General features: G+C 68.1%; 22 protein-coding genes. 10 read left to right on the top strand and 12 right to left on the bottom strand.

From position 1 onward, the window contains the following. Positions 1 to 2: 2 nt before the first annotated feature. From G3A50_RS09650 to G3A50_RS09675, 6 genes are all read right to left on the bottom strand, one after another. Complete coding sequence (locus tag G3A50_RS09650; RefSeq protein ID WP_163075039.1) at positions 3 to 686, bottom strand: ABC transporter ATP-binding protein; 684 nt, start codon at positions 684 to 686, stop codon at positions 3 to 5. Then, positions 658 to 1,497, bottom strand: coding sequence for an ABC transporter ATP-binding protein (locus G3A50_RS09655; protein WP_163075040.1), 840 nt, complete (start codon positions 1,495 to 1,497; stop codon positions 658 to 660). The genes G3A50_RS09650 and G3A50_RS09655 overlap by 29 nt, the downstream gene beginning before the upstream one ends. Next, the gene (locus G3A50_RS09660) at positions 1,484 to 2,470 is read right to left on the bottom strand and encodes a branched-chain amino acid ABC transporter permease (protein WP_163075041.1); all 987 of its coding nucleotides are present in this window, start codon (positions 2,468 to 2,470) and stop codon (positions 1,484 to 1,486) included. Before G3A50_RS09660 ends, G3A50_RS09655 begins: the two co-directional genes overlap by 14 nt. 10 nt (positions 2,471 to 2,480) lie before the next feature. Next, complete coding sequence (locus G3A50_RS09665) at positions 2,481 to 3,422, bottom strand: branched-chain amino acid ABC transporter permease (protein WP_163075042.1); 942 nt, start codon at positions 3,420 to 3,422, stop codon at positions 2,481 to 2,483. 113 nt (positions 3,423 to 3,535) lie between these two features. After that, positions 3,536 to 4,657, bottom strand: a complete 1,122-nt coding sequence (locus G3A50_RS09670) for a branched-chain amino acid ABC transporter substrate-binding protein (protein WP_163075043.1) — start codon at positions 4,655 to 4,657, stop codon at positions 3,536 to 3,538. 77 nt (positions 4,658 to 4,734) lie between these two features. Beyond that, complete coding sequence (locus G3A50_RS09675) at positions 4,735 to 5,409, bottom strand: GntR family transcriptional regulator (RefSeq protein WP_163075044.1); 675 nt, start codon at positions 5,407 to 5,409, stop codon at positions 4,735 to 4,737. A gap of 170 nt (positions 5,410 to 5,579) precedes the next feature. Here G3A50_RS09675 and G3A50_RS09680 point away from each other — a divergent pair, with 170 nt between their 5' ends. From G3A50_RS09680 to G3A50_RS09725, 10 genes are read left to right on the top strand one after another with little or no spacing between them, the layout of a single operon-like run. Continuing rightward, positions 5,580 to 6,101, top strand: coding sequence for a cupin domain-containing protein (locus tag G3A50_RS09680; protein WP_163075045.1), 522 nt, complete (start codon positions 5,580 to 5,582; stop codon positions 6,099 to 6,101). Positions 6,102 to 6,158: 57 nt separating this feature from the next. Beyond that, on the top strand, positions 6,159 to 6,926 hold the full coding sequence (locus tag G3A50_RS09685; protein ID WP_163075046.1) for an SDR family oxidoreductase: 768 nt from the start codon (positions 6,159 to 6,161) through the stop codon (positions 6,924 to 6,926). Positions 6,927 to 6,977: 51 nt separating this feature from the next. After that, on the top strand, positions 6,978 to 7,781 hold the full coding sequence (locus G3A50_RS09690) for an aspartate dehydrogenase (protein WP_163075047.1): 804 nt from the start codon (positions 6,978 to 6,980) through the stop codon (positions 7,779 to 7,781). 15 nt (positions 7,782 to 7,796) lie between these two features. Beyond that, complete coding sequence (locus G3A50_RS09695; RefSeq protein WP_163075049.1) at positions 7,797 to 9,023, top strand: NAD(P)/FAD-dependent oxidoreductase; 1,227 nt, start codon at positions 7,797 to 7,799, stop codon at positions 9,021 to 9,023. A gap of 17 nt (positions 9,024 to 9,040) precedes the next feature. Beyond that, on the top strand, positions 9,041 to 10,054 hold the full coding sequence (locus G3A50_RS09700; RefSeq protein WP_163075050.1) for a 4-hydroxyproline epimerase: 1,014 nt from the start codon (positions 9,041 to 9,043) through the stop codon (positions 10,052 to 10,054). A gap of 11 nt (positions 10,055 to 10,065) precedes the next feature. Then, a complete protein-coding gene (locus G3A50_RS09705; protein ID WP_163075052.1) occupies positions 10,066 to 10,380 on the top strand; it encodes an NIPSNAP family protein in 315 nt (104 codons plus the stop codon). An 8-nt stretch (positions 10,381 to 10,388) separates the two neighbouring features. Then, positions 10,389 to 12,188 (top strand): cobalamin-dependent protein, encoded by a 1,800-nt coding sequence (locus G3A50_RS09710; protein WP_246252308.1) that lies wholly within the window; start codon positions 10,389 to 10,391, stop codon positions 12,186 to 12,188. Further along, positions 12,185 to 13,087, top strand: coding sequence for a dihydrodipicolinate synthase family protein (locus tag G3A50_RS09715; RefSeq protein ID WP_163075055.1), 903 nt, complete (start codon positions 12,185 to 12,187; stop codon positions 13,085 to 13,087). The genes G3A50_RS09710 and G3A50_RS09715 overlap by 4 nt, the downstream gene beginning before the upstream one ends. 36 nt (positions 13,088 to 13,123) lie before the next feature. Next, positions 13,124 to 14,173 carry a proline racemase family protein gene (locus tag G3A50_RS09720; protein WP_163075058.1) on the top strand — a complete coding sequence of 350 codons (1,050 nt, stop codon included), beginning with the start codon at positions 13,124 to 13,126 and terminating at the stop codon, positions 14,171 to 14,173. A 10-nt stretch (positions 14,174 to 14,183) separates the two neighbouring features. After that, entirely contained in the window at positions 14,184 to 14,978 is a 795-nt protein-coding gene (locus tag G3A50_RS09725; protein WP_163075072.1) for an alpha/beta fold hydrolase, read from the top strand. Positions 14,979 to 14,995: 17 nt separating this feature from the next. On the opposite strand, the gene G3A50_RS09730 is transcribed toward G3A50_RS09725, so the two are convergent. The 6 genes from G3A50_RS09730 to G3A50_RS09755 all read right to left on the bottom strand — a co-directional run bounded on the left by G3A50_RS09730 (position 14,996) and on the right by G3A50_RS09755 (position 24,101). Further along, positions 14,996 to 16,129, bottom strand: a complete 1,134-nt coding sequence (locus tag G3A50_RS09730; protein ID WP_163075078.1) for an ABC transporter ATP-binding protein — start codon at positions 16,127 to 16,129, stop codon at positions 14,996 to 14,998. Next, positions 16,126 to 17,844, bottom strand: coding sequence for an ABC transporter permease (locus tag G3A50_RS09735; RefSeq protein ID WP_163075084.1), 1,719 nt, complete (start codon positions 17,842 to 17,844; stop codon positions 16,126 to 16,128). Before G3A50_RS09735 ends, G3A50_RS09730 begins: the two co-directional genes overlap by 4 nt. Positions 17,845 to 17,932: 88 nt before the next feature. After that, the gene (locus tag G3A50_RS09740) at positions 17,933 to 19,258 is read right to left on the bottom strand and encodes an extracellular solute-binding protein (RefSeq protein ID WP_163075098.1); all 1,326 of its coding nucleotides are present in this window, start codon (positions 19,256 to 19,258) and stop codon (positions 17,933 to 17,935) included. Positions 19,259 to 19,453: 195 nt separating this feature from the next. Next, positions 19,454 to 20,809, bottom strand: coding sequence for a sigma-54-dependent transcriptional regulator (locus G3A50_RS09745; RefSeq protein WP_163075101.1), 1,356 nt, complete (start codon positions 20,807 to 20,809; stop codon positions 19,454 to 19,456). Continuing rightward, positions 20,806 to 22,731 (bottom strand): ATP-binding protein, encoded by a 1,926-nt coding sequence (locus G3A50_RS09750; RefSeq protein ID WP_163075104.1) that lies wholly within the window; start codon positions 22,729 to 22,731, stop codon positions 20,806 to 20,808. The genes G3A50_RS09745 and G3A50_RS09750 overlap by 4 nt, the downstream gene beginning before the upstream one ends. Continuing rightward, the gene (locus G3A50_RS09755) at positions 22,728 to 24,101 is read right to left on the bottom strand and encodes an ABC transporter substrate-binding protein (protein WP_163075108.1); all 1,374 of its coding nucleotides are present in this window, start codon (positions 24,099 to 24,101) and stop codon (positions 22,728 to 22,730) included. Before G3A50_RS09755 ends, G3A50_RS09750 begins: the two co-directional genes overlap by 4 nt. Between the last annotated feature and the right edge of the window lie 61 nt (positions 24,102 to 24,162).

Below are 24,162 nucleotides of genomic sequence, written 5' to 3' on the forward strand. Positions count from 1 at the left end.
GCTCAATGAGCGGAATGGCCGTCGAGATCGGGAAGGAAGATCGACTTGATACGCTCGTCGGCTTTCATCTTCGCCGCCGGGCCGGAGCACTGCAGCGCGCCGTGCTCGAAGGCGTAGACATAGTCGGCGACCTCGAAGGAGAGATCGATGTTCTGCTCCACGAGGATGATCGACACGCCGCTCTCGGCGAGGCGCAGGACGATCTCGAAGATCTGGTGAATGATGATCGGCGCCAGCCCCAGCGAGGGCTCGTCGAGCAGCAGCAGGTCCGGGCTGCCCATCAGCGCACGCCCGATCGCCAGCATCTGCTGCTGGCCGCCCGACAGCCGGCTCGCCGACTGGCCACGGCGCTCGCCCAGGATCGGGAACAGCTCAAACACCTGGTCGCGCAGCTCGGCGAAGCTCTTGCCCCGGCCGGAGGCGTAGCCGGCGATCAGGTTCTCCTCGATGGAGAGCTGCTGAAACACCCGCCGTCCCTCGGGGCAGTGGCCGAGGCCGCGCCGCACCATCTGGTGCGGCCTGGCGCCGGTCACATCCTCGCCCTTGAAGACGATGGAGCCGTCGGTCGGCCGGTTCAGCCCGCTCAGCGTGCGCAGGAAGGTGGACTTGCCGGCCCCGTTGGGGCCGATAATGCACACCACCTCGCCCTGAAGCACCTCAAGGCTGATGCCATGTAAGACTTTCACTCTCCCGTATCCGGACTCGATTGCGTCGACCGCGAGCAGCGGCTTCGATGTCTCTGATCGCACCTGGCTGGCCAAGATAAGCCTCCTGCACGGCGGTGTTCGCCCGGATCTCGGCGCCAGTGCCTTGAGCCAGCACGGTGCCACGGTTCATCACGATGATCCTGTCGGAAATCGACATGATCAGCTTCATGTCATGCTCGATCAGCACCATCGCCATGTCGGGGGTGCGCACGTCGAGAATGTAGTGCTTGAGCCGCTCGGTCTCGCCATGGTTGAGGCCGGCGGCGGGCTCGTCCAGCAGCAGCACGCGCGGTTCGTTGACGATGGCGCGCGCCAGTTCCACCAGCTTCTGCTGGCCATAGGCGAGGCTGCCGGCAAGCCGATCGGCGAACGGGGCGAGGCCGAGGCGTTCCAGTACCGCCATGCAGCGCTCACGCCGCTCGCCCTCCGCGCGGCGGCCGGTAAGCCCGAAGGTGGAGGCGACCAGCGTGCCAATGCGCGGGGGCACCAGGACCACCTCCAGATTCTGCAGCACGCTCATGCCGTCGAACAGGCGGATGTTCTGGTAGGTACGGCTCAGCCCCGCATGGGCGATGCGGTGCTTGGGCAGCGTCTGCAGCTCGACCTCGTTGACGAGGATACGCCCGGAGGTGACCGAATAGGACCCGGCGGCCATGTTGACGAGGGTCGACTTGCCGGCCCCGTTCGGGCCGATCACCGCCGTGATCAATCCCGGCTCGACGGTGAAGCTGACATCGTCGATCGCCTTGTGGGCGCCGAACTGCTTGGTGACATGGTCAAACCGCAGCATTGTCACCTCCCCTTCCGCCGGCGCATTTGCGCATCAGCCAGCTCGGCCCGTAGCGCCGGCTGATCAGGCCGTGCGGGCGGGCGAGGATGATGATCACCAGTGCGATGCCGTAGAGCAGCAGCCGGTAGTCGGCATAGGCGCGGAGCATTTCGGGGATGAGGATCAGAAGGGTCGCTCCGAGCAGCGCCCCGAACGGGTTGCCGAGCCCCCCGACCACGATGACCAGCACGATGATCAGCGATTCCCAGAAGGTGAAGCTCTCCGGGCTGACGAAGCGCTGCATGGCCGCGAAAATCACGCCGCCGGCGCCGCCGATCATGGCGCTGGTGCAGAAGGCGACGAGCTTGACCCGCGTGGTGTCGATGCCGCAGCCGCGCGCGGCGTCCTGGTCCTCGCGCACCGCCGAGAGCGCGGTACCCAGCGCGCTGGCCTGAATTCGCCACACGAACAGGAACACCACCATCATCAGCGGCACCAGCAGCCACAGGAAGTCATAGGGCGTCTCCAGCGTGAAGCCGAAGATATGCGCGGCATCGATGCGGGAAATACCCTGCGGGCCGTTGGTGAGGCCGTCGAGATTGTTCATCAACACGCGGATGATCTCGCCGAAGCCGAGCGTGACGATGGCGAGATAGTCGCCGCGCAGCCGCAGCACCGGAATGCCGAGCAGGATCCCCGCAAAACCCGCGATCCCCGAACCGATGATCAGCACCAGCCAGAACGGCAGGTGGATGCCGAACTGGCCGGAGGCCAGCAGCGCCCACGCATAGGCGCCAATGGCATAGAACGCTACATAGCCGAGATCGAGCAGGCCGGCATAGCCGACCACGATGTTCAGTCCCATGCCGAGAATGGCGTAGAGCAGGATGGTGTCGAGGATGCGCAGCGGATAGGTCGGCAGGAACTGGCCGATCAGCAGCACCATCGCGGGAATGACGAGCAGCGCCAGGGCGCCGCGCCAGGAGGTGTTCATCGCGCGCGCCTCAGAAGTCACTCTTGTACACCATGGTTTCTTCGCTGATGTGCTCGCCCAGCAGCCCCGCCGGGCGGAACAGCAGGATCAGCACCAGCACCGAGAATGCGAAGATGTCGCGGTACTCAGTACCGATCAGCCCGCCGGTCAGCACCGGCATCCAGGCGGTGGCGAAAGTCTCGATGATGCCGAGCAGGAAGCCGCCGAGCACGGCGCCGGGAATCGAGCCGATGCCGCCCAGGATCGCGGCGGTGAACGCCTTCATGCCGATGACGAAGCCCATGGTGAAGGTCGCCACGCCGTAGAAGGACGAATAGAGCACCCCGGCCACCGCGCCGAGGCCGGGGCCGATGAAGAAGATCAGCGAGATCGCCGTGTTCGGGTTGATGCCGACCAGCGAGGCGGTCTCGGCATTTTCCGCCACGGCGCGGATGCGCACGCCAAGATTGGTGCGGTTCACGAACAGTTCGAGCCCGATCATCAGCACCACCGCGACCGCGAAGATGGTGATCTGCTTGTAGGAGACGATGGCGCCGAACAGTTCGATGACGCCCGAGGGCAGGAACGAGGGGTAGATGAGCGGCCGGCGGCCGCCGATCAGCATCACCGCGTTCTGGATCACCACCGCCATGCCGAGCGCGGACAGCATCGGCGCCAGGCGCGAGGTGCGGCGCAGCGGCCGGTAGGCGACGATCTCAACGCTGACCCCGGCGAGGCCGATGACCACGAAGGTGATAAGGCCGACCAGTATGCCGCCCATGGGGTGGCCCGCCACGCCCAGCGCGCCCGAAAGGGCGAGGCCGATGAACGCGCCGGCCGTGAACAGCTCGCTATGCGCGAAATTGATGAGGCGCAGCACGCCGTACACCATGGTGTAGCCAAGCGCGATCAGGGCGTAGATCGACCCGACCGTCAGCGCATTGATGGTCTGCTGCAGGATGAGGGCGCCCATGGAACCTCCAGATATGCACGCGGACGTGCGGTTCGGCGCGGTCTGTCACGACAATGGCCGGGACCGATGCGCCCCCGACCGGATCCGGCCGGGGGCGCGGGTCGGTCGGCGCCTTACTTGACCAGTACGAACTTGCCGCCGGTGACGGCGTACAGGAACAGGAAGGGCTTCTTCAGCTCGCCTTCGGGCGTGAAGGCGACATGGCCGACAAGACCGTCGAAGTCGCTCTTGGCGATCTCGGCGGCGATCCCGGCGCGGGTCAGCGGGGTCGGCGCCTTCTTCATCGCCTCGATGATGATCGAGGCTTCCACATAGCCATAGGCCGAGTAGGGGCCGGGCTCTTCACCGAAGGCCGCCTTGTAGTCGGTGGCGAACTTCTGCAGCGCCGGCGAGGAATCGTAGGGCGGGGCCTGGAAGGACACGACGGTGCCCTCGGAGGCCGGGCCGGCGCCAGCGATGAAGTCGGGGGTGAAGGCCGAGTCGGCGGCGAAGAAGGTCGCCTTGATGCCAAGCTCACGGGCCTGCTTCACGAACAGGCCGACGGCCGGCATGACGCCGCCGAAATAGATCACGTCGGGGTTCTCGGCGCGGATCGAGGACAGCAGCGCGCTGAAGTCGACATCGGTCTGGGCAATGCCGGAGAAGGAGGTGACGGTGCCGCCGCCCTTGGTGAAGTTGTCGCGGAACACCTCGGCGACGCCCTGGCCGAAGGCCTGCTTGTCATGAACCACGGCGGCCTTCTTGGCGCCGAGCTTGGCCAGCGCATATTCCGCCGGCGCCGCGCCCTGCGACAGGTCGTTGGCGATGGGGCGGAACAGGTTCTTGTAGCCGGCCTTGGTCACCTTCGGGTTGGACGCGTTGGTGACCTGCGGCATGCCGCAGCGGTTGTAGACGTCGGACGAGGGAATGGTGACGCCGGAATTGAAGTTGGCGACCACGGCCAGCATGCCGGCATTGTCGCAGTGCTTCTGGGCGATCAGCGTGCCCTGCTTGGGATCACCGCCGTCGTCGTCGCGCTCAAGCACGAGCTTCTGGCCGTCGACCCCGCCCGCCGCGTTCGCCTGGCGCACGGCGAGTTCCATGCCGTTCTGCCAGGTGGTGCCGAACAGGGCCTCGGCATTCGTGGTCGGGCCGGCCGTTCCGATGAGGATGTCGGCGCGGGCGGCGCCCGTGAGCGGAATGCCGGAAATGGCCGTCACGGCCACCGCGGCATACAAAAGTCCCTTCAAGTGCATGCTAGTCCCCTTCTCTGACAAAGCCCTTCTGGGCCGATTATCGTTGGGTGGGGACCGGCACGCGCCGGCACCCGCCCTCAGGCAATGTTGCGCGTCTTGCCGAGCCGGCCTTCGGCCAGCGAAGCGACGAGATTGCGCGAAACGCGCTGTATGTGGGCCCGCAGGGTGTCCACGCCCCGGCGGATATCACCGAGCCGGGCGAAGGCGGTCAGCGCCTGGTGGTCGCTGAGCTCGCGGGCGACATCCGCGGCCACCGCGATCTGCAGGTTCACGTAGCGATTGGCGTTGTCGTGCACCGTCTTGAGCAGGCGCAGCGCGATGAGCTGGCCGCTCGGGCGATAGAGCGCCTCGTGGAAGCGCCAGTTCAGCTCGCCCCAGCTCTCGACATCGCCGCGCGCCATGGCTTCTTCGGTAATGGACTCGGCAAGGGCGAAATCAGCCTCGGTCATGTTCGGGATCGCCACCTCGAACAGCCAGGTCTCGAGCCGGGCGCGGATCTCGAACAGCTCCTCGATCTCCTGCAGCGACAAGGACGACACCACGGTCCCCTTGTGCAGCTCCGACACCACAAGCCCCTCGGCCTCAAGCTGACGGATCGCCTCGCGCAACGGGACACGCGACACGCCCAGCTCGGCGGCCAGCTTCTCCTGGCGCAGCGGCGCGCCCTCGGCGAGCTGACCGGATATGATCTGACGTCGCAGCTCGGTGACGATCTGGTCCGTCAACGACTGGCGACCTACCTTGGCAACCATTCCACCTCACTCCATGTTGAATACGATATTCAATTGACTTGGATCAACAAGCTCATTTTATGGGCAATTATGATCCATATATGCACATTATTTAGTCTTTTAATCCATTTTTGAGGGGCGTAGCTTGAATATTGTATTCAAAACGTCCCTAGGCACGCTGGAACACGCACATGTCCGAACAGGCAAACGCGACTTCTCACGGCGACATCCTCGTCAGGCAGCCCGGCGAGGCGGTCAGCTACTGGCAGCCGGTGCCGGCCAATGGCCAGATCGAGGTGATCTTTGCCCCGCATCTGGTTCCCATGGAGCACCCGATCGGCTTCGGAACCCAGACCGTGCCCCCCGGTGGTTATGTGCGCGAACACGCTCATGACCGCAATGAAGAGGTGATCTTCGTCATCAGCGGCAAGGGCCGTGCCGTCGTCGAAGGCGTCAACCACACGATGCAGCCGGGCACCGCCTTCTTCATCGGCAAGAACCGCCGCCACATGTTCATCAACGAGGGCACCGAGGACATCCACTGGATGTGGCTGATCGTCCCCAACGGCCTTGAGGACTTCTTCCGCCTGATCGGCCGCGAGCGCCAGCCGGGCGAGCCGGCACCCGAGCCGTTCCCGCGGCCCGAGAACGTGCTGCAGATCGAGCGCGACACCGTGTTCGCCGCACAGCCGGCCGACCAGCGCCAGCCCTGATCGCACCGTCCGAGCGGACGGCGCGATGACAAGCTTTCTAGCAGTTTCGAGGATTACATGCGTCTCAAGGACAAGGTCGCGATCATCACCGGCTCGGCAGCGGGCATTGGCGAGGCGGCCGCCGAGATTTTCGTTCGCGAGGGCGCACGCGTCCTTCTCGCAGACCGCAATGGCGAGGGTGTCGCGGCCGTCGCCGAGCGGCTGGGGCCCAATGCCAGCGCCCTTGCGGCCGACGTCAGCGCGAGCGCCGACGTCAAGCGCATGATCGAGACCGCCGTGGAGCGCTTCGGCCGCCTGGACATTCTCGCCAACAATGCCGGCTACGGCATTCCCGGTTCAGTGGTCGACACCGACGAAGACGCCTGGGACGCCCTGATGGCGGTGAATCTCAAGGGCGTGTTCCTGTGCAGCAAATACGCCATTCCGGTCATGGCGGCGCAGGGCGGCGGCACCATCGTCAACACCGCCTCCAACGTCGCCACCATGGGCATCTTCGACCGCGCCGCCTACTGCGCATCGAAAGGCGGCGTCGCCGCGCTGACCAAGGCGATGGCGCTCGACCACGCCGACCAGAACATTCGGGTCAACTGCGTCGCGCCGGGCGTGACCTGGTCGACCTATTTCGACAAGATGGTCGCCACCCATCCCGATCCCGACGCCTTCAAGAACAAGCTCAAGGCCCGGTCTCCGATCCATCGCTGGGCCGAGCCGGTGGAGATCGCCAACGCCATTCTCTGGCTCGCCTCGGACGAGGCTTCCTTCGCCACCGGCTCGATGCTCACGGTGGACGGCGGCATGTCGTCCTGGTGCGGCGCCCCCCGCTAGGGCCGGAACCGGAATCATGGGGCGCGGGACGGAATCTGGGGAACACATGTGATGGCCGGGACGGCGGGTGTGGCCTCTCATCTGCGACATGTCGGGCTGATCGGCTTCGGCGCTATCGGCCGTGATCTGCATGGGCAGCTCCGTGCCGATTTTGATCTCACCGTCCTGACCCGCTCCAGGGACCGCGCCGGCCCGAAGGACGGGCGCCACGTCCACTCGATCGAGGCCCTGATTGCCGCGGGTCCTGACCTTGTCGTCGAAGCCGCGGCCCAGGCCGCCGCAATCGAGCTGGTGCCGGCGCTGCTGGAGGCCGGGATCGACGTGGTGATCGGCTCGACCGGCGCGCTGGGCGACGGCGCGGCGGCGGAACGGCTGCTTGCGGCGGCCGAGGCCGGCGTGGCGCGCCTCATCGTGCCGGCGGGCGCGGTGGGCGGTCTCGACTACCTCGCCGCGATAAGCTCGCTTGCCGACGCGCGCGTCACCTATACCTCCCGCAAGCCCGTCGCCGCCTGGGCCGGCGAACTCGCGGCGGCCGGCATCGACGGGTCGAGGCTGGCCGGCGCGCATGTCCTGTTCGAGGGAACGGCGCGCGAGGCGGCACGGCTCTACCCGCGCAACGTCAATGCCGGGCTCACCGTGGCGCTGGCGGCCGGGCACGGGCGCACGCGGGTGCGGGTCGTGGCCGATCCCTCGGTGACCCACAATACCCACCAGATCACGGTGGAAAGCGCGGCCGGCAGCGCCCTTATGTGCTTCACCAACCTGCCGTCCCCGAGCAATCCCAAGACGTCGACCCTTACCGCGCTCAGCCTGGCGGCGGCGGTGAGACGGCATTTCGCAACGCTCGTCATCTGAGGGAAACGCCGCGTCATGTCGCGCATTCTCGTCGTCGGCGCCGGTATCGTCGGCCTGTCCTGCGCCCACGCGCTGGTACAGGACGGACACAGCGTTGCCGTGCTCGACCGCGATCCGCCGGGCGACAAGTGCTCCTTCGGCAATGCGGCCGGCATCGGCGTGACCGAGATCATTCCCGCCTCGGTGCCGGGGCTGGCCTGGAAGGTTCCACGCTGGCTGTTCGATCCGCTCGGCCCGCTCTCGGTGAGGATCGCCCATCTGCCCCGGCTCGCGCCCTGGCTGCTGCGTTTCCTGCGCGAGGGCCGCTGGGACCGGGTGGAGACCCACACGCGCGCGCTCGCCACCCTGTCCGCGCGGGCCTATGACGACCTGCTGCCGCTGCTCGGCGCCCTCGATCTGATGGGCGACCTGCACCGGGTCGGCTGCCTCTGGGTCTATGAGACGCGCGAGGGCTTCGAGGCGGATCAGCGCTTTCATGCGCTGCGCCGGCGCTACGGCCTGGTGTGCGACGAGATGGGCGGCGAGGAAGCCCGCCGGCTCGAACCCGCGCTCGGGCCCAATGCGCGCCACGCGATCATGACGCCGCAATGGTCCCACGTCTCCGATCCCCGGCGGATCGTCGACCGGCTGCGCCTGCATCTGGAAGCGCGCGGCTGCCCGATGATCAAGGGCGAGGCCACCGGCATCACCGGGCAGGAACTGGTGACCGGGGACGGCGCGCCCCTGCCCTTCGATCGTCTGGTGATCGCCGCCGGCGCATGGTCCGGCCGGCTGGCGGCTACCCTCGGCGACCGGGCGCTGATCGAGAGCGAGCGCGGCTACAACACCACCCTGCCCGCGCCGGGTGTCACGCTCTCACGCGAGGTGATCTTCGCCGAGCGCGCCTTCGTCGCCACCCCGATCGAGGCCGGCCTGCGCATTGGTGGCGCGGCGGAGTTCGCCGGGCTCGACGCCCCGCCGAACTATGCCCGCTCCGATGCCCTCGCCACGCTCGCCCGACGCTACCTGCCCGGCCTGAAGACGGAAGGCGGCACGCGGTGGATGGGTCATCGTCCCACCACGGCGGATTCACTGCCCGTCATCGGGCGTTCGCCGCGGCGCGGCGACGTCTTCTACGCCTTCGGCCACGGCCATACCGGCCTGACCTTCGGCCCGACCACCGGACGGCTGATCGCCGAGCTGGTGGCGGGGCGGACGACCTCCCTGGACATCACCCCGTTCGCGATCGAACGCTTCCGTTAGAGAGCGCTGAGCCAGCCATGAACCCACCCGCCAGCCCGCACACCTTCCTCTGCGTCGACGCCCATACCTGCGGCAATCCCGTGCGCGTGGTCGCGGGCGGCGCTCCGATGCTGCCCAATGTCTCCATGGCCGAGAAGCGCCAGATCTTCCTCAGGGACCATGACTGGGTGCGCAAGGCGCTGATGTTCGAGCCGCGCGGCCATGACGTGATGTCCGGCTCCATCCTCTACCCGCCCTCGCGCGAGGACTGCGAGCTTGGCGTGCTGTTCATCGAGGTGTCCGGCTGCCTGCCGATGTGCGGACATGGCACCATCGGCACCGTCACCGTCGCGCTGGAGCAGGGCTTCGTGGTGCCGCGCACCGAGGGCCGGCTGGCTCTGGAGGTTCCGGCGGGCAAGGTCGAGGTCGAGTACACCCGCAACGGGCGCTTCGTCGATCAGGTGCGGCTGTTCAACATCCCGAGCTACCTGCACGCCGAGGGCGTCACCGTCGAGGTGCCGGGCCTTGGCGAACTCACCGTGGATGTCTCCTATGGCGGCAACTACTACGCCATCGTCGAGCCGCAGAAGAACTTCGCCGGCCTCGATTCCCTCTCCGCCGCCGATATCCTGCATCTGAGCCCGCAGGTGCGCGCGGCAGTGCAGCAGGCGGTCGCGCCGGTGCATCCCGAGGATCCGCGCATCAATGGCGTCAGCCATGTGATGTGGGCGGACGGACCCAGGCACCCCGAAGCCGATGCCCGCAACGCGGTGTTCTACGGCGCCAAGGGCATCGACCGCTCGCCCTGCGGCACCGGTACCTCCGCGCGCATGGCGCAGCGCGTCGCCAAGGGGCTGCTCAAGGTCGGGGACGACTTCGTGCATGAGAGCATTATCGGCACGCTGTTCCATGGCCGGGTGGAGAGCGCGGCCGAGGTCGCCGGACGTCCCGCGATCCGCCCGAGCATCGGTGGCTGGGCGCGGATCTACGGCCACAATACCATCACCGTGGACGAGCGCGATCCGCTCGCCTTTGGTTTCCAGCTGGCTTGAAGGAGACACAGATGATCCTCGAGGAACGCGACTATCATGTCCGCCCCGGCTACCTGAACGACTTCGTCACCGCCTATGAAACGCTCGGCCTGCAGATCCAGAAGGACTTCCTCGGCGAGTTCGTGGGCTACTTCACCACGGATATCGGCGAACTGAACCATGTCGTGGCGCTCTGGCGCTATGAGAGCTTCGCCGACCGCGAGCAGCGCCGCGCGAAGATGATGGCGCACGGCCCGTGGCAGGATTATCTCACCGCGATCAAGGGCATGCTGGAACGCCAGAACACGCGCATTCTGGTTCCCACCGCCTTCTCACCGATGAAGTGACGGGCCCGATGCCCCACCTGTCGTCCCCGTTGCCGCCCCTCGCCACGCTCACTGCGCCGCATCTTCGGCCGGGCCGCGAGCTGGTCGATGCGGGGCGCGCGCTGGCGGCGGACTGGCGCGTGGGGCGCAACGCCTTTCTCGACGCGGCCGGCGTCGCCTGCGAGGCCGACTACAAGCGGCAGCAGGCGGATAAGGGCCGCATCACCCAGCACGCCCATATCGGGTTCCGCTCGGTGGAGCGCACCATCGCCGCCATCGCGCAGGTGCATGAAACCTGCGCCGCGCGCGGGGTCGGGGTTGACCGCTTCGGCATCACCCTCGACTGGTCGATGGGCTATCCCCCGCACATGCGCCGGGGCAGCCGGCGCGGCACCGGCATCGTGCTGAACGCGCCGGAGGATTTCGCCCGCATCACCAACGCCGCGCCCGCCGCCGCGCATTTCGGCGATTTCATGCTCGGCCTGCCCGGCGCGCTCGAAAACACCAAGAGCGCGCTGGCGGCCGGCGCCACCGCCATCGGCAATCTCGGCCAGTACTTCACCTTCCGCATGCCCGATTGGGACGACGAGGTCGCCACCACCGAGGCGACGGTCACCGCGCTAGGGCTGATCGCCGCCCAGCCGGTGGAGGTGCTGGTCCATTCCAATCTGGATGACGGTTTCGCCGGCCTGTTCGCCGATATGAGTTCGGCGCTCGGCATGGTGATCGTCGAGAAGCACATCGTCGAGACGCTCATCGGCGCGCGGGCCTCGCACTGCTTCGGCCACCATTTCACCGCGCCGCTGGTGCGCATGGCGTTCCATGCCGCGCTGGCGCGGGTCAGCGACACGCCCGGCACCATGATGTTCGGCAACACGGTGAGCTACAAATCCACCCCCGCCGGCAACTACGCCAGCCTCGCCTCCTATCTTCAGGCCGACATCTGGGCGCTCACGCGGGTCAATTCCGGCCATGCGATCAATCCGGTGCCGGTTACCGAGAACGAGCGCATTCCCGACATCGACGAGATCATCGACGCCCAGACCTTCGCCGCGCGGCTGGTCGAGCACGCCGGTGCGACCGGCGCGCTGATCGACACCGCCCCCGTCGACGCGCTGGCGGACAGGCTGGTCGCGGGCGGGCAGACCTTCGCCCGGCGTCTTCTGGCCGGCATGGGCGATATCGGCATCGATGTCGGCGATCCCGCCGCGCTGATGCTGGCGCTGCGCCGCATCGGGCCGAAGCGGCTGGAGCAGGCGTTCGGCGCCGGCGCGCCGGACCGGACGGCATGGAGCGGGCGGGCCCCGGTCGCGACGGCGGAATGGGTCGAGGAACTGGAGCACGCGGCGCAGCGCTGGGCCGGGACCGTGGAGGCCGACACCGCGCGCCGCATCGCCGGACGCGGGCTCCGGGCCTGTGTCGCTTCCAGCGACGTGCATGAGCACGGCAAGAACCTCATCGCCCGCACCCTCGGCCATCTCGGCGTCGGGATCGTCGAGGGCGGCACCTCGGTGGACGCCGACGACCTTGTCGCCACCGCGATCGAGGCCGGCGCCGATCTGATCGCCATCTCCACCTATAACGGCATCGCGCTGCGCTATGCCGGCGAGGTGCAGGCCGCCCTCGCCCGGGCGGGTCGGACGCTGCCGGTGTGCATCGGCGGGCGGCTCAACCAGGTGCCGGACGACAGCAATTCCGGCCTGCCGGTCGATGTCACCACCGATATCGGCGCGCTGGGCGTGCGCCCGTGCACGACACCGGCCGGGCTTATCGAGCTGATTGCCGAACTTTCCAGCAACGACCTCCTTCCAGGACAGAGAACACCATGACCACATGGACCGGAGTCTTCCCCGCCGTCACCACCAAGCTGCACAAGGACGAGAGCGTCGACCTTGCCGCCACGCAGGCAAGCATCGACCGACTGATCACCAGCGGCGTCTCCGGCGTCATCGTGCTGCCGATGCTGGGCGAGAACGCCTCGCTCACCGCCATGGAGCGCGAGAAGGTCATCCTTGCCGCCAAGGAAGCCGTCGCCGGCCGGGTGCCGCTGCTCTCGGGTCTTGCCCATGTCGGCATGTCGGATGCACTCGCCTCCGCCCGCCACTATGAGAAGCTCGGGGCGCAGGGGCTGATGGCGTTCCCCTCCATCGCCTACAAGAGCGACCCGCGCGAAACCGCCCAGTGGTACCGCACGCTGGGCACCGGCTGCGGCCTGCCGATCATGATCTACAATAACCCGATCGCCTATGGCGTCGACGTCACCCCGGCGATCCTCAACGAGATCGCCGACGTCGAGACCATAGTGTGCATCAAGGAAGAGACCGGCGACATCCGCCGCGTCACCGACCTCTACAATGAATGCGGCGACCGTTTCTCGGTGTTCTGCGGCGTCGACGACCTGCTGCTGGAGAGCGCCGCGCTCGGTGTCACCGGCTGGGTGTCGGGCATGACCAACGCCTGGCCGGCGGAGTGCGTGAAGCTGTTCAACCTGTGCAAGGCGGGCAAGTTCGCCGAAGCGCTGGAGCTGTACCGCGTGCTCACCCCCGCCTTCCATCTCGATACCGACGTCAAGCTGGTGCAGTACATCAAGCTCGCCGAGATGGTGACCTATGGCGCGCCGGAATGGGTGCGGGCCCCGCGCCTGCCGCTGATCGGCGAGGAGCGCGCGCGCGTGCTCGCCGTGATCGAGAATACCGTCGCCGCGCTCAAGGCGCACGGCACCCACTAGACCCAACAGACCCGCGAGACCGAAGGGGAGGCGTCAATGCGTTTCAGCCGTATGATCACCGTTGTCGGCGCCCATGCCGCCGGCGAGCTTAACGAGGTCATCACCGGGGGCGTGCGCGACGTGCCCGGCAAGACCATGTTCGAGAAGATGCAGTATGTGCAGGCCCATCAGGACGGGCTGCGCAAGTTCCTGCTCAACGAGCCGCGCGGGCGGGTCTCGCAATGCGTGAACCTGGTCCTGCCGCCCACCCGCCCGGAGGCGGACGCCGGCTTCATCATCATCGAGTCGGACTATTACGTGCCGATGAGCGGCACCAACACCATCTGCACGGTCACCGCGCTCCTGGAAACCGGCATGATCCCGATGCAGGAGCCGGTGACCCACCTCACGCTGGAAGCCCCGGCCGGGCTGGTGAAGGTCTCGGCCAATTGCCGCGACGGCAAATGCGTCGATGTCACCTTCGACAATGTGCCCGGCTTCGTTTTCGCGCTCGACGCCAAGGTCGACGTACCCGGCCTCGGCACCATTACCGTGGATGCCGCCTATGGCGGCATGATCTACGCCATCGTCGACGCGGCCGCGCTCGGCTTCAAGCTGGAGCTGAAGGAAGCCGCGCAGCTGGTCGAGGTCGGCGAGCGCATCAAGGCGGCGGCGGCCGAGCAGATTCCGTGCGTGCATCCGGAAAACCCGGACATCCACACCATCAACCAGACCCTGTTCGCGGGGCCTCTGGAGCGCGACGCCGAAGGGCTGGTGTCGAAGAACACCGTCATCGTCTCGCCGGGCCGGCACGACCGCTCGCCCTGCGGCACCGGCACCTGCGCGCGCATGGCGGTGCTGCATGCCAAGGGGCTGCTTGAGGTGGGCGAGCGCTTCGCCCATCGCTCGCTGATCGGCACCGAGTTCATCGGCCGGCTGCGCGGCACCACCGAGCTTGGCGGCCGACCTGCCGTGCTGCCGACCCTCACCGGCCCCGGCTGGATCACCGCCTTCCACCAGTATGTGCTTGACCCCACCGACCCGTTCCCGGACGGATTCCGGCTCGGCGACACCTGGCCGGGCTACACCGGCGAACAGCCGATCTGAGGGGACGAGCATGAGCGAGATCGTCGCCTCCGATGGCTGCCGGGTGCATTACGACGTCGTCGGGCAGGGCGAGCCGGTGGTTCTCATCCCCGGCCTCGGCGGCGACGGACGCTTCTGGGAGCCGGTGGCGGCGCGGCTTGCCGGCCGCTTCCGTCTGATCATGGTGGACCATCGCGGCGCCGGGCGCAGCGACCGGCCGTCCGGCCCCTACGCCATGGCCCGCATCGCCGCCGATGTCGCGGAGATCATGGATGACGCCGGTGTCGCCGAGGCCCATCTGGTCGGGCATTCGACGGGGGGCGCCGTCGTGCAGACGCTGGCGCTCGATGCCCCCCATCGCGGCCGCCGGCTGGTGATCAGCGGCAGCTGGCCGGCCGCGGACGCGCGTTTCCGTATGCTGTTCGAGGCCCGCCTTGCCCTGCTGGAGGCGAACCAGCCGGCGATCTACCAGGCCTTCACCCATGTGCTGGGCTACGACGCCGCCTGGCTCGCGGACCATGAGGAAGAACTGGCCGCCGCGGTCACGCGCGCCCCGCAGGCGCTCGCCCCGCTCGATGTCGCCGCCCAGCGCATCCGCATGCTGCTCGCCTTCGACCGGCTGGCCGACCTTCCCCGCATCACGGCGCCCACGCTGGTGATCGGCGCGGGCGACGACGAGATGGTGCCGTTCGAGCAGTCCGAACGTCTCGCCGCCACGATACCGGGCGCCGAGCTGCACCAGCTCTCCGGCGGGCATTTCTACCCCCGGACCCGCGCCGACGCCTTCGCCGATCTGGTTGCCGGCTTCCTCGGCCGGCAACCCTGAGAGCCGCCGGGAACGCCTCAGCCCGGCCCCAGCCAGAGCGCGGAATTGGCGGGGATCTCCACCCACACCGACTGCCCGATCCCGTAGGGCTCGCGCAGGCCCGGCTGGAACACCTCGTCCACGGTAATCTCCTGCCCGGCGATCAGAATGCCGAAACGGATGACGCTGCCGAGAAATTCCCGGCGCATGATCTCGCCCGCGAAGCAGCTCGCCCCCGTGGGCCTCTCGGCCGAGAGCTTGGCCACCTGCGGGCGGAACACCAGCCGCGCCTGGTCCGGCAGCACCGCATCGGGCGCGATCGCGATCCGCATGCCGCCCAGCCCCTCGAAATGGCGCTCCGCCCCCGCGCCCACAACGGCGCCTTCCAGCACGTTGGCGGTGCCGAGGAAGGTGGCGACGAACAGGTTGGCCGGGTGCTCGTAAAGCTCCACCGGCGTCCCCACCTGCTGCACCACGCCGTCATTCATCACCGCGATACGGTCGCAGACCGTGTTGGCCTCTTCCTGATCGTGGGTCACGAAGATGGTGGTGAGGCCGAGCCGCTGCTGCAGGTCGCGCAGTTCCCGGCGCACCTGCACCCGCATCTTGGCGTCGAGGTTGGACAGCGGCTCGTCGAGCAGAAGAACCTTGGGCTCGATCACCACCGTGCGCGCCAGCGCCACGCGCTGCTGCTGGCCGCCCGAGAGCTGCGAGGGCCGGCGGTCGGCCAGATGGCCGAGCCCGACGATCTCCAGCGCGGCGGCCACCCGGCGCTGGATCTCCGCCCGCGCCACGCCACGCTCCTCCAGCCCGAAGGCGACGTTGCGCGCGACGCTCATATGCGGCCACAGCGCGTAGCTCTGGAACACCAGCCCGACGTCGCGCTTCCACGGCGGCAGGTCGCTGATGTCGCGCCCGCCCACCACGACACGGCCATTGTCGGCGGTGTTGAAGCCGGCGATGAGCCGCAGCAGCGTGGTCTTGCCGCAACCCGACGGTCCGAGGAAGGCGAAGAACTCGCCCGGCCGGATGTCGAGATTGACGTTCTTCAGCACGTGATTGCTGCCATAGGAGAGGTTCACCCCCTCGATATGCAGATCGACGGCGGCCGCGTGCAGCACCGAAGCGGCGGCATCGGTGGTCACGGGGTCGGTGGTGGCGTGAGCGTTCATCGGGCGGCCCCCGTGTTCTTCTGGTTGCGATCAATGATGTATTGCGAAAGTAGCGTGCAGGCGGCGACCAGCACCACGGCGATGACGCCCAGCGCCGCGCCCGGTCCCCGGCCGGCGGCGGACTGCATGAACACATACAGGCCGTAGGCGAGCGGGGCGTCGGCGTTGGACTGAACCAGCATCAGGGTGGCGGAAAGCTCGACCGCCGCCGTGGCGAAGCTGGTGACGAAGCCGGCGAGGATGCCGCCCATCATCAGCGGCACCACGATGCGCCGCACCGTGCGCGGCTTGGTGGCGCCGAGATTCTCCGCCGCCTCTTCCAGCGAGACCGAGATCTGCTGGAGCGCGGCGTAGCAGGCGCGCAGCGCATAGGGCAGGCGGCGGATCGCCAGCGCGATCACCAGGATGATCCACATCGTCGCCAGCGGCGTGCCGTCCGGCAGCCGGATGTCGAAGAAGGTGCGCAGATAGCCGATGCCGAGCACCACACCCGGTACCGCCAGCGCCGCGGTGGCGGCCCAGTCCAGCCACTGCCGGCCGACCAGCTTGGTGCGCAGCACCAGATAGGCGATGGCGGTGCCCACCACGACGTCGATGCCGCCGGCGATCGAGGCGTAGATCAGCGTGTTCTTGATGTAGGTCGAGCTCTCGCCGAAGACCCGGCCGTAATGGTCGAGCGTGAAGCCGTCGGGGAGCGGGCTGTAGGACCAGATGGTGGCGAAGGACAGCAGCAGCAGCCCGATATGGGGCGCCAGCACCAGCAGCAGGATGAGGGCGACGACGCTGTAGGCGACCACCTTCTCCCAGGGCCGCATGCGCCGCTTGGCGAGGCCGCCGCCACCGCGCTGCGTGGTGGCGTAGTCGCGCCCCTTCAGAGCCAGCGCCGACGCCCACATGGCCGCCACCGACACGATGATGAGCACCACGGCGATGACGTAGCCCATCGGATCGGTGATGCCGATGGAAGTGACGCGCAGATAGGCCTGCGGCGCCAGCATGTCCTTCACGTTCAGCAGCAGCGGGGTGGCGAGGTCGTCGAACACCTTCACGAACACCAGCGAGGCACCGGCGACATAGCCCGGCATGGCGAGCGGCAGCACGATGCGCCGGAACATCCGCATCCCTGACGAGCCGAGATTCTGCGCCGCCTCCTCCATCGAGCGGTCGATGTTGCGCAGCGCGGCCGACAGGTTGATCAGGATGAACGGGAAATAATGGATCGCCTGAACGAAGATCACCCCGTTCAGCCCTTCCATGAAGGGAATGCGGAAGCCCAGATACTCGTTGAGCAGCAGGTTGACCGAGCCGTTGCGCCCGAACAGCAGCTGCATCGCCACCGCCCCGACGAAAGGCGGCATGATGAGCGGCACGAAGCCGAGCGTCTGGATGATCAACGCGCCGCGAAACTCGAACCGCGTCGTAATATAGGCCAGTGGCAGCGCGAAGATCGAAGCCAGCACCACCGTCATCGCCGACACGTAGAACGAGTTCCAGAACGAGCGCATGAACAGGTCGGTGCGGAAGAAATCCGCGAAATTGATCAGCGTGAACGCGCCGGTGCCCTTCTCGGTGAAGGCCACATAGATGACGGACCCGACCGGAACCAGAAGGAAGGCCAGCAGGAAGGCGGCGAGCCCCAGCGCCAGCGCGATCTGGCCGGGTGTTCCGGACAGCCGCCAGCGACGCGCCGGGGCCTCAGTGAGGGCGAGCGACATGCAGCACGCTCCAGCTATGGCGTGGATGAGAGACGGGCGCGGCCGACCCGGCGGCCGCGCCCCGGTGGAGATGTGAGCGGGACGGGGATCAGTTCGCGAGCTTGGCCGCTTCCGCCACCTTGGCGCGGGCCTTGGCGTAGTTGTCCCTGGCGAACGTCGCCCACTGCTGCTCGATCTCGGCTTGGCGGGCGCCCTTCTGCTTGCCGCCGCTGAACGCCGCGCGAACCGCCTCGCTCGAAGCCTCTTCCTCGGTCACCGGCACGGCGGCGATCAGCGCGCGCGCGTCCTCGATCAGGGCGCGGGCCTGCGCGTTGTCCTTGGCCGCAAGCTTGGCGTCAACCTCGTGGATCGCCTTGGTCGCCGCCTTCAGATCGTCGAGCTGGAAGGAGATCATCTGGTCGAACAGCGTGTCGACCACCGCCGAGCGCTGGCCGGACTTGGCGACGTCGAACATCGTCATCGCCTTGAAGCGGGGATCGGTGAAGGGGTTGGGGTAGCCCTCGGGCGCCTTGGCATAGACCGCCGGGTTCACCGGCAGGCGGCGGATGCTGGGTTCCAGCAGCACTTCCTGGCCGGCGGGCGAGAGCAGGAAGTTTATGAACGTCTTGGCGTTCTCGGCATTCGGCGCGTCGGCGACAATGCCGATATTGGCCGGCACCACCGTGGTCACGGTGGGGTAGACGAACTTCACCGGGAAGCCGGAGCCCTGCGCGGAGAAGGCGAAGAAGTCGATCACGATGCCATAGCCGACCTGTCCGGAATTCACCGCCTCCGGCACGCCGAAGGAGCGGTCGGTAATGGTCTGGAAGTTGCCGGCCATCTCCTTGATGGTGCGCCAGCCCTTGTCCCAGCCCTCGCCCTGCAAAATAGTCTCGATGGTCAGGTGCGTGGTGCCCGAGCGCGAGGGCGAGGCCATCGCGACATGGTCGTAATAGGGCGCGGTCGCCAGATCGCCCCACTCCTTGGGCGAGGGCAGCTCATTGGCGTCGACATAGCGGGTGTTCCACATGATGCCGTAGCCGGATGCGGCGAAGCCGAAATAGTAGCCGTCCGGGTCATTGATCGGGTAGGCGCCGATCTTGTCGGGAATGCCCTCGGCGGTCGGCGTGAATTTCTGCAGCAGGTTCTTGGACTTGAGCACCTCGAACGCGTCCGGCGCCGAGGCCCAGAACAGGTCCGCCTGCGGGTTGGAGCGGGTTTCGTCGAGATACTTCACGCCCGCATTGGTGTTGCGGTTCTGGACGTCGAGCACGACGCCGGGGGTTGCCTTCTCGAACGCGGCCTTGATCGGGTCGGTCACGTCCTTGGAGAAGGAGGTGACGACGGTCACCGTGCCCGATTGCGCGAGGGCAGCGGGAACAGCGGTGAACGAGGCGAGCGCAAGGGTGGCCGCGAGGGCGGCGGAACGGATCATGGCGTCTTCTCCCAAACTTTGCTTTGGCGGCCCGAAGGCTGCGGGCACACACACCGCAACGCGCGTGCCAAAGCCGGGAAATGACGCTTAGCTATTGATAATACTTATTTTCCCAAATGAGACATCGCCACCGGCCGGGAACATTGGGCAATCCGTGTAACCGCGTGGACGTCCCGATGGGTCATCGCGGTAACGTCAATCCTCGACCGCGTCGCGCTCCAGCCCGTGCTTGCGCATCTTGAGGTAGAGCGTCTTGCGCGAGATGCCGAGCGCCTCCGCGCTTTGCCCCACCCGCCCGCCATGGCGTACCAGAACCTGGGCGATGGCCTGCCGCTCGGCAATGTCCACCATCGCCTCCAGCGACAGCCCGTCCGCCGGCGCCGGCACCGCCTCGTCGGCCTCACCGAGCCCGAGCACGTGGCGCTCGGCGGCGTTGCGCAGCTCGCGCACGTTTCCCGGCCAGGGCCGCGCCATCATCTGCGCCAGCGTCGCCGCCCCCGCCGGTTCCGCCGGCACGCCATCGCGCTCCGCCAGCAGGGTGACGAAATGGCGGAACAGCGCGGGAATGTCGTCGCGGCGGTCGCGCAGCGGGGGCAGGCGCACCGTCACGGTGTTCAGCCGGTACAGCAGGTCCTCACGGAACCGGCCCTCCCCGGACAGCGCCAGCAGGTCGACCTTGGTCGCGGCCAGCACCCGGATATCGACCTGGATCTCCACATTGGAGCCCAGCCGCTCGATGCTGCGCTCTTGCAGCGCCCGCAGCAGGCGGGTCTGCGCGGCCAGCGGCATGGATTCGATCTCGTCGAGGAACAGCGTCCCCTTGTGGGCGTGCTCGATCTTGCCGATGCGCCGTTCGCGCGCACCGGTGAAGGCGCCGGCCTCGTGCCCGAACAGTTCGCTCTCGATCATGTTCTCGGGAATCGCGGCGCAGTTCACCGCCACGAACCGGCCGGCACGGCGGCGTCCGAAATCATGCAGCGCGCGCGCCGCCATTTCCTTGCCGGTGCCGGTCTCCCCGAAAATGAGCACGTCGGTGCGGGTGTCGGCCAGTACGGCGAGCGTGCGGCGCAGGCGCTGCATCGGCTCGGAGCGCCCGATCAACCGCCGCGCCCAGACATCCTCGTCCACGCCGTCGCGGCCGGCCGCCTGCGCGCGCAGCAGCCGGTTTTCCAGCACCAGATGGCGGTGCTCCAGCGCGCGCCGCACGGTCTGCACCAGCAGCACCGGGTCGGCCGGCTTCTCGATGAAGTCCCACGCGCCGGCCCTCAGCGCCTTCAGCGCCATCGGCACGTCGCCATGGCCCGTCACCAGCACCACCGGGATCTCCGGGTCGAGCCGGCGCACCCCGTCGAGGAAGGCGAAGCCGTCCATGCCGGGCATGCGCACATCGGTCACGACCACGCCCTGGAATTCCGGCGACAGCGGCTTCACCGCCGCCCCCGAGCTGCCAAACGTCGCCACGGTCAGCCCGTCCAGCTCCAGCGTCTGGCCATAGGCCTGGCGGACCTCCTCGTCGTCGTCCACCAGCAGCACATCGGGCGTGTTCTTCATGCGACCTCACGCAGTTCGATGGTGAAGGTGCTGCCGGCGGGCGAACTTTCCTTCAGCAGCAGGCGGCCGCCGAAGTCGCGGATGATGTTGAACGACAGCGAAAGGCCGAGCCCGAGGCCCGCGCCCGGCGGCTTGGTGGTGAAGAACGGATCGAAGATATCCGTTGCGAGCCCGCCCTCTATGCCGCTGCCGGTGTCGCTGATCGCGATGCTCACATGCTCCCCGTCGCGCCGGGCGTCGATCACGATCCGGCGCGTGTGCGCATCGCGCACCGCGTCCATCGCGTTGGCGATCAGGTTGACGACCACCTGTTCCAGCCGCACCTCCTCCGCCAGCACCAGCAGCCCCGCCGGCACCGCGCGCACCACCTCGATCTGCTCGTCGGCGATGCGCTGGGCGAACAGCGACAGCGCGCCCTCGATCACCGCGTCGAGGCTCACCGTACCGATTTCCGGCTCGGGACGGCGCGCGAAGCGCTTCAGATGGGCGATGCTCTGGGCCATGCGCACGGTCAGCCCCTCGATGCGCGCCAGGCTGGTGGCGGCGTCCTCGCCACGCCCGCGCGCCAGCAGCACCGCGCCATTATGGGCGTGGGAGCGGATCGCGGCGAGCGGCTGGTTCAGCTCATGGCCGATGCCGGCCGCCATCTGGCCGAGCGCGGCAAGCTTGGCGGACTGCACCAGTTCATCCCGCGTCTGGCGGAAGATCGCCAGCGCACGTGACAGCTCGTCCAGCTCGTCCTCGCCGAAATAGCCGTGTGTCGTCGGGGCCGGCAGGTCCACCGTGCCGCCGCCGGCAATGGCGCCGGCCGCCAGAGTGAGCCGCTCCAGCCGGGTGATCAGGCTGCGCCGGACATAAAACCACCCGACCAGCACGGCAACGCCGAGCGAGAGCACCGCAATGCCGAGCAGCAGGCTGCGCCCCACCACGATGGCCTCGGCGGCGCGCGCGGCGGCGGCGCGGGCATCGGTCTCGATCCGGCGGGCGACGGCGGCGATGTTGTCGCCCAGTTCCGCGGCGAGATCCCGGCTGGCGCCGAGCCGCGCCTGCACCTCCTCGGAGGCCGCGATCTCGGCGCCGCGCAGGCCCGGCAGGCCGCTCACCGCATTGGCGAGCGCGGCGAGGCGGGCCACGATCTGGCGCACGGTGATGCTGTCGGCCCACCCCTTGAGCCGTGTGCTCTCGACCACCAGCTCGTCCGCCGCTTCGCCAAGGAAATGCCCGGTCTGGCGCAAATCCTCGGGCGCGCGCACGCTCGCCACCTGCCCCAGCAGGCCGATCGACAGATGCGCCTGCGCGCTCAGGGCAAGGATCGCCTCGGTCTTGGCGGTCTCGTCGCGCAGCACGCGCTGGGCCGCCAACGCGGCCTCGCCCGCCTGCCCGACCTGTTCCAGCGCGGCGTGAATGTTGAAGCGCGCATCCTCCACCAGCGGCTCGACCTCGTCGACGAGGTCGGCCTGCAGCCAGCGCAGTTCGTCGACAATGGCCCGGGTGCGGGTCTCGATATCGAAGCGGCGGCGGGCAGCGGCATCGACCACGTCGAGATTGGTGCCAAGCGCGTCGACCAGACGCCGCAGGGCACCGAAGCGGGCCGAGGCATCGCCGGCCGGCGCGGTGTCCAGCAGCGCGCGCAGATCGCCGAGGCGGGTTCGCGCCCGCGCCATCGCCGCGTCATGGGCGTCGCGGCGCTCGGCGGTGGCAAGTTCCGTCGCCGCCGCTGTGAGGCGTCCGCCGGCCTGCGAGAGCTGGGCGGCGAACACCAGCGCCGGCACGTGGCCGCGCGCGGTGGAATCCAGCTCCGAGGACAGCCGGGCATAGGACAGCCAGCCGACCATGCAGGCGACCACCGCCAGCGCGCCGACGCCGATGAAGGCGGCAAGAAGCCGCCCGCCGATACCGAAACGCGTCCCCTGCGCCCTCATGGCGCGCCGTCCCCGGTCCGCAGCGCGGGCAGCCGGCCAAGCTCGACCAGCCGTCGCCGCGCGCCCGCCGCCGCATCATGCGCCGCATCGAGATTCTGCGCCGCCCAGTCGCGGATGCGGGTGGTGAGCCGGGTCTGCTCATCCGAGGCCGGCAGGCCGCGCGGCACCCGCACCAGTTTTACCGTGCTGGCGAGCGCCGCCGCCTCGCTTTCGCCGAACGGCATCTCACCGAGCAGCGCGCGCGCCTGCGTCACGCGTCTGGCGGCCTCGGTGTCGGAGGCGTCGCGCAGGCTGGTCTCGACCTCGTAGACCGTGCGCCAGATGTCGGCGGCCTGCGTCAGGCGAAAGGTGATCAGCTCGTCGAACAGGATGTTGACCAGCTCATAGCGCTGCGCCGAGCGGGCGGCGTTGAAACTCCACGTCGCCGCCTCGTCGCTGAGCGCGAACGGGTTGGGCCCGTCGGTCACGCCATCGGCATAGAATTCCGGACGGATCGGCTGGCGCCCGATCGCGGGGTCGAGCAGCAGAAGCTGGCCGGGCACCGAGAGCAGGAAATCGACGAAGGCGTTCGCGGCCTCGATATTCGACGCCTCCTTCAGCAGCGCGATGCTGGCGGGGGTGAACACCTTCTGGTCGGGAAAGCTGAATTTTACCGGCGCGTCGGCCAGTTCCACCGGCTGGGCCAGGAAATCGATGGTGATGCCGATGCCGAAGCGTCCGCGCGCGACGCCGGCCGAAACGCCGAAGCTGCGCGCGGTGACGGTGGCGAGATTGCCACCGACCTGCCGCCACACCGCCCAGCCCCGCGCCCAGCCTTCCGCCTGCAACAGCGCTTCGACCATGAGGTGGGTGGTGCCCGAGCGCGAGGGCGAGGAGATGCCGATATGGCCGTGATAGACCGGCGCCGTCAGGTCGCGCCAGCGCCGCGGCACGGCAAGGCCCTGGCGCGCGAGATAGGCCTCGTTCCAGACCACGCCGTAGCCCGACAGCGCGAAGCCGAGATACATATCGTTGGGATCATTGACCGGATAGCCGGCCACCACCGGCGGGGTGCCGGTGTCGCGCGGCGCCAGCGGGGCGAGCCGACCTTCCATTTTCAGCAGCTCGAACGCGTCGGGGGCGGACGCCCAGAACAGGTCGGCGTCGAGCCGCTTGCCGCCCGTGATCAGCGCCACCGCCGCGGTGGTCTTGCGCTGCACGAACTCGATCTCGATGTCCGGCCGTGCCGCGTGGAACGCGGTGCGGTACTTCTCGATCATCGAGGGCGGGAACGAGGTGACGATGCGCAGCGCCCGCGCATGGGCCGGCCACGCCGCCGCCATCAGCGCGCAGGCGCCGATAATGGCTAAAGCTGCGGTGCGGAACTTCACCGCCTTCTCCCGGAACTGTGACGTTTCTCGTTATCGCCACCTTCCCCGGAACGCCGCGAAC

This window comes from Ancylobacter pratisalsi, assembly GCF_010669125.1.
GTDB classification, from domain to species: domain Bacteria; phylum Pseudomonadota; class Alphaproteobacteria; order Rhizobiales; family Xanthobacteraceae; genus Ancylobacter; species Ancylobacter pratisalsi.

Excerpts from the sequence above, each read along its gene's own strand:
- G3A50_RS09655 (WP_163075040.1), bottom strand. The coding sequence starts at position 1,497 with ATGCTGCGGTTTGACCATGTCACCAAGCAGTTCGGCGCCCACAAGGCG.
- G3A50_RS09660 (WP_163075041.1), bottom strand. The coding sequence starts at position 2,470 with ATGAACACCTCCTGGCGCGGCGCCCTGGCGCTGCTCGTCATTCCCGCG.
- G3A50_RS09665 (WP_163075042.1), bottom strand. The coding sequence starts at position 3,422 with ATGGGCGCCCTCATCCTGCAGCAGACCATCAATGCGCTGACGGTCGGG.
- G3A50_RS09670 (WP_163075043.1), bottom strand. The coding sequence starts at position 4,657 with ATGCACTTGAAGGGACTTTTGTATGCCGCGGTGGCCGTGACGGCCATT.
- G3A50_RS09675 (WP_163075044.1), bottom strand. The coding sequence starts at position 5,409 with ATGGTTGCCAAGGTAGGTCGCCAGTCGTTGACGGACCAGATCGTCACC.
- G3A50_RS09680 (WP_163075045.1), top strand. The coding sequence starts at position 5,580 with ATGTCCGAACAGGCAAACGCGACTTCTCACGGCGACATCCTCGTCAGG.
- G3A50_RS09685 (WP_163075046.1), top strand. The coding sequence starts at position 6,159 with ATGCGTCTCAAGGACAAGGTCGCGATCATCACCGGCTCGGCAGCGGGC.
- G3A50_RS09690 (WP_163075047.1), top strand. The coding sequence starts at position 6,978 with ATGGCCGGGACGGCGGGTGTGGCCTCTCATCTGCGACATGTCGGGCTG.
- G3A50_RS09695 (WP_163075049.1), top strand. The coding sequence starts at position 7,797 with ATGTCGCGCATTCTCGTCGTCGGCGCCGGTATCGTCGGCCTGTCCTGC.
- G3A50_RS09700 (WP_163075050.1), top strand. The coding sequence starts at position 9,041 with ATGAACCCACCCGCCAGCCCGCACACCTTCCTCTGCGTCGACGCCCAT.
- G3A50_RS09705 (WP_163075052.1), top strand. The coding sequence starts at position 10,066 with ATGATCCTCGAGGAACGCGACTATCATGTCCGCCCCGGCTACCTGAAC.
- G3A50_RS09710 (WP_246252308.1), top strand. The coding sequence starts at position 10,389 with ATGCCCCACCTGTCGTCCCCGTTGCCGCCCCTCGCCACGCTCACTGCG.
- G3A50_RS09715 (WP_163075055.1), top strand. The coding sequence starts at position 12,185 with ATGACCACATGGACCGGAGTCTTCCCCGCCGTCACCACCAAGCTGCAC.
- G3A50_RS09720 (WP_163075058.1), top strand. The coding sequence starts at position 13,124 with ATGCGTTTCAGCCGTATGATCACCGTTGTCGGCGCCCATGCCGCCGGC.
- G3A50_RS09725 (WP_163075072.1), top strand. The coding sequence starts at position 14,184 with ATGAGCGAGATCGTCGCCTCCGATGGCTGCCGGGTGCATTACGACGTC.
- G3A50_RS09730 (WP_163075078.1), bottom strand. The coding sequence starts at position 16,129 with ATGAACGCTCACGCCACCACCGACCCCGTGACCACCGATGCCGCCGCT.
- G3A50_RS09735 (WP_163075084.1), bottom strand. The coding sequence starts at position 17,844 with ATGTCGCTCGCCCTCACTGAGGCCCCGGCGCGTCGCTGGCGGCTGTCC.
- G3A50_RS09740 (WP_163075098.1), bottom strand. The coding sequence starts at position 19,258 with ATGATCCGTTCCGCCGCCCTCGCGGCCACCCTTGCGCTCGCCTCGTTC.
- G3A50_RS09745 (WP_163075101.1), bottom strand. The coding sequence starts at position 20,809 with ATGAAGAACACGCCCGATGTGCTGCTGGTGGACGACGACGAGGAGGTC.
- G3A50_RS09750 (WP_163075104.1), bottom strand. The coding sequence starts at position 22,731 with ATGAGGGCGCAGGGGACGCGTTTCGGTATCGGCGGGCGGCTTCTTGCC.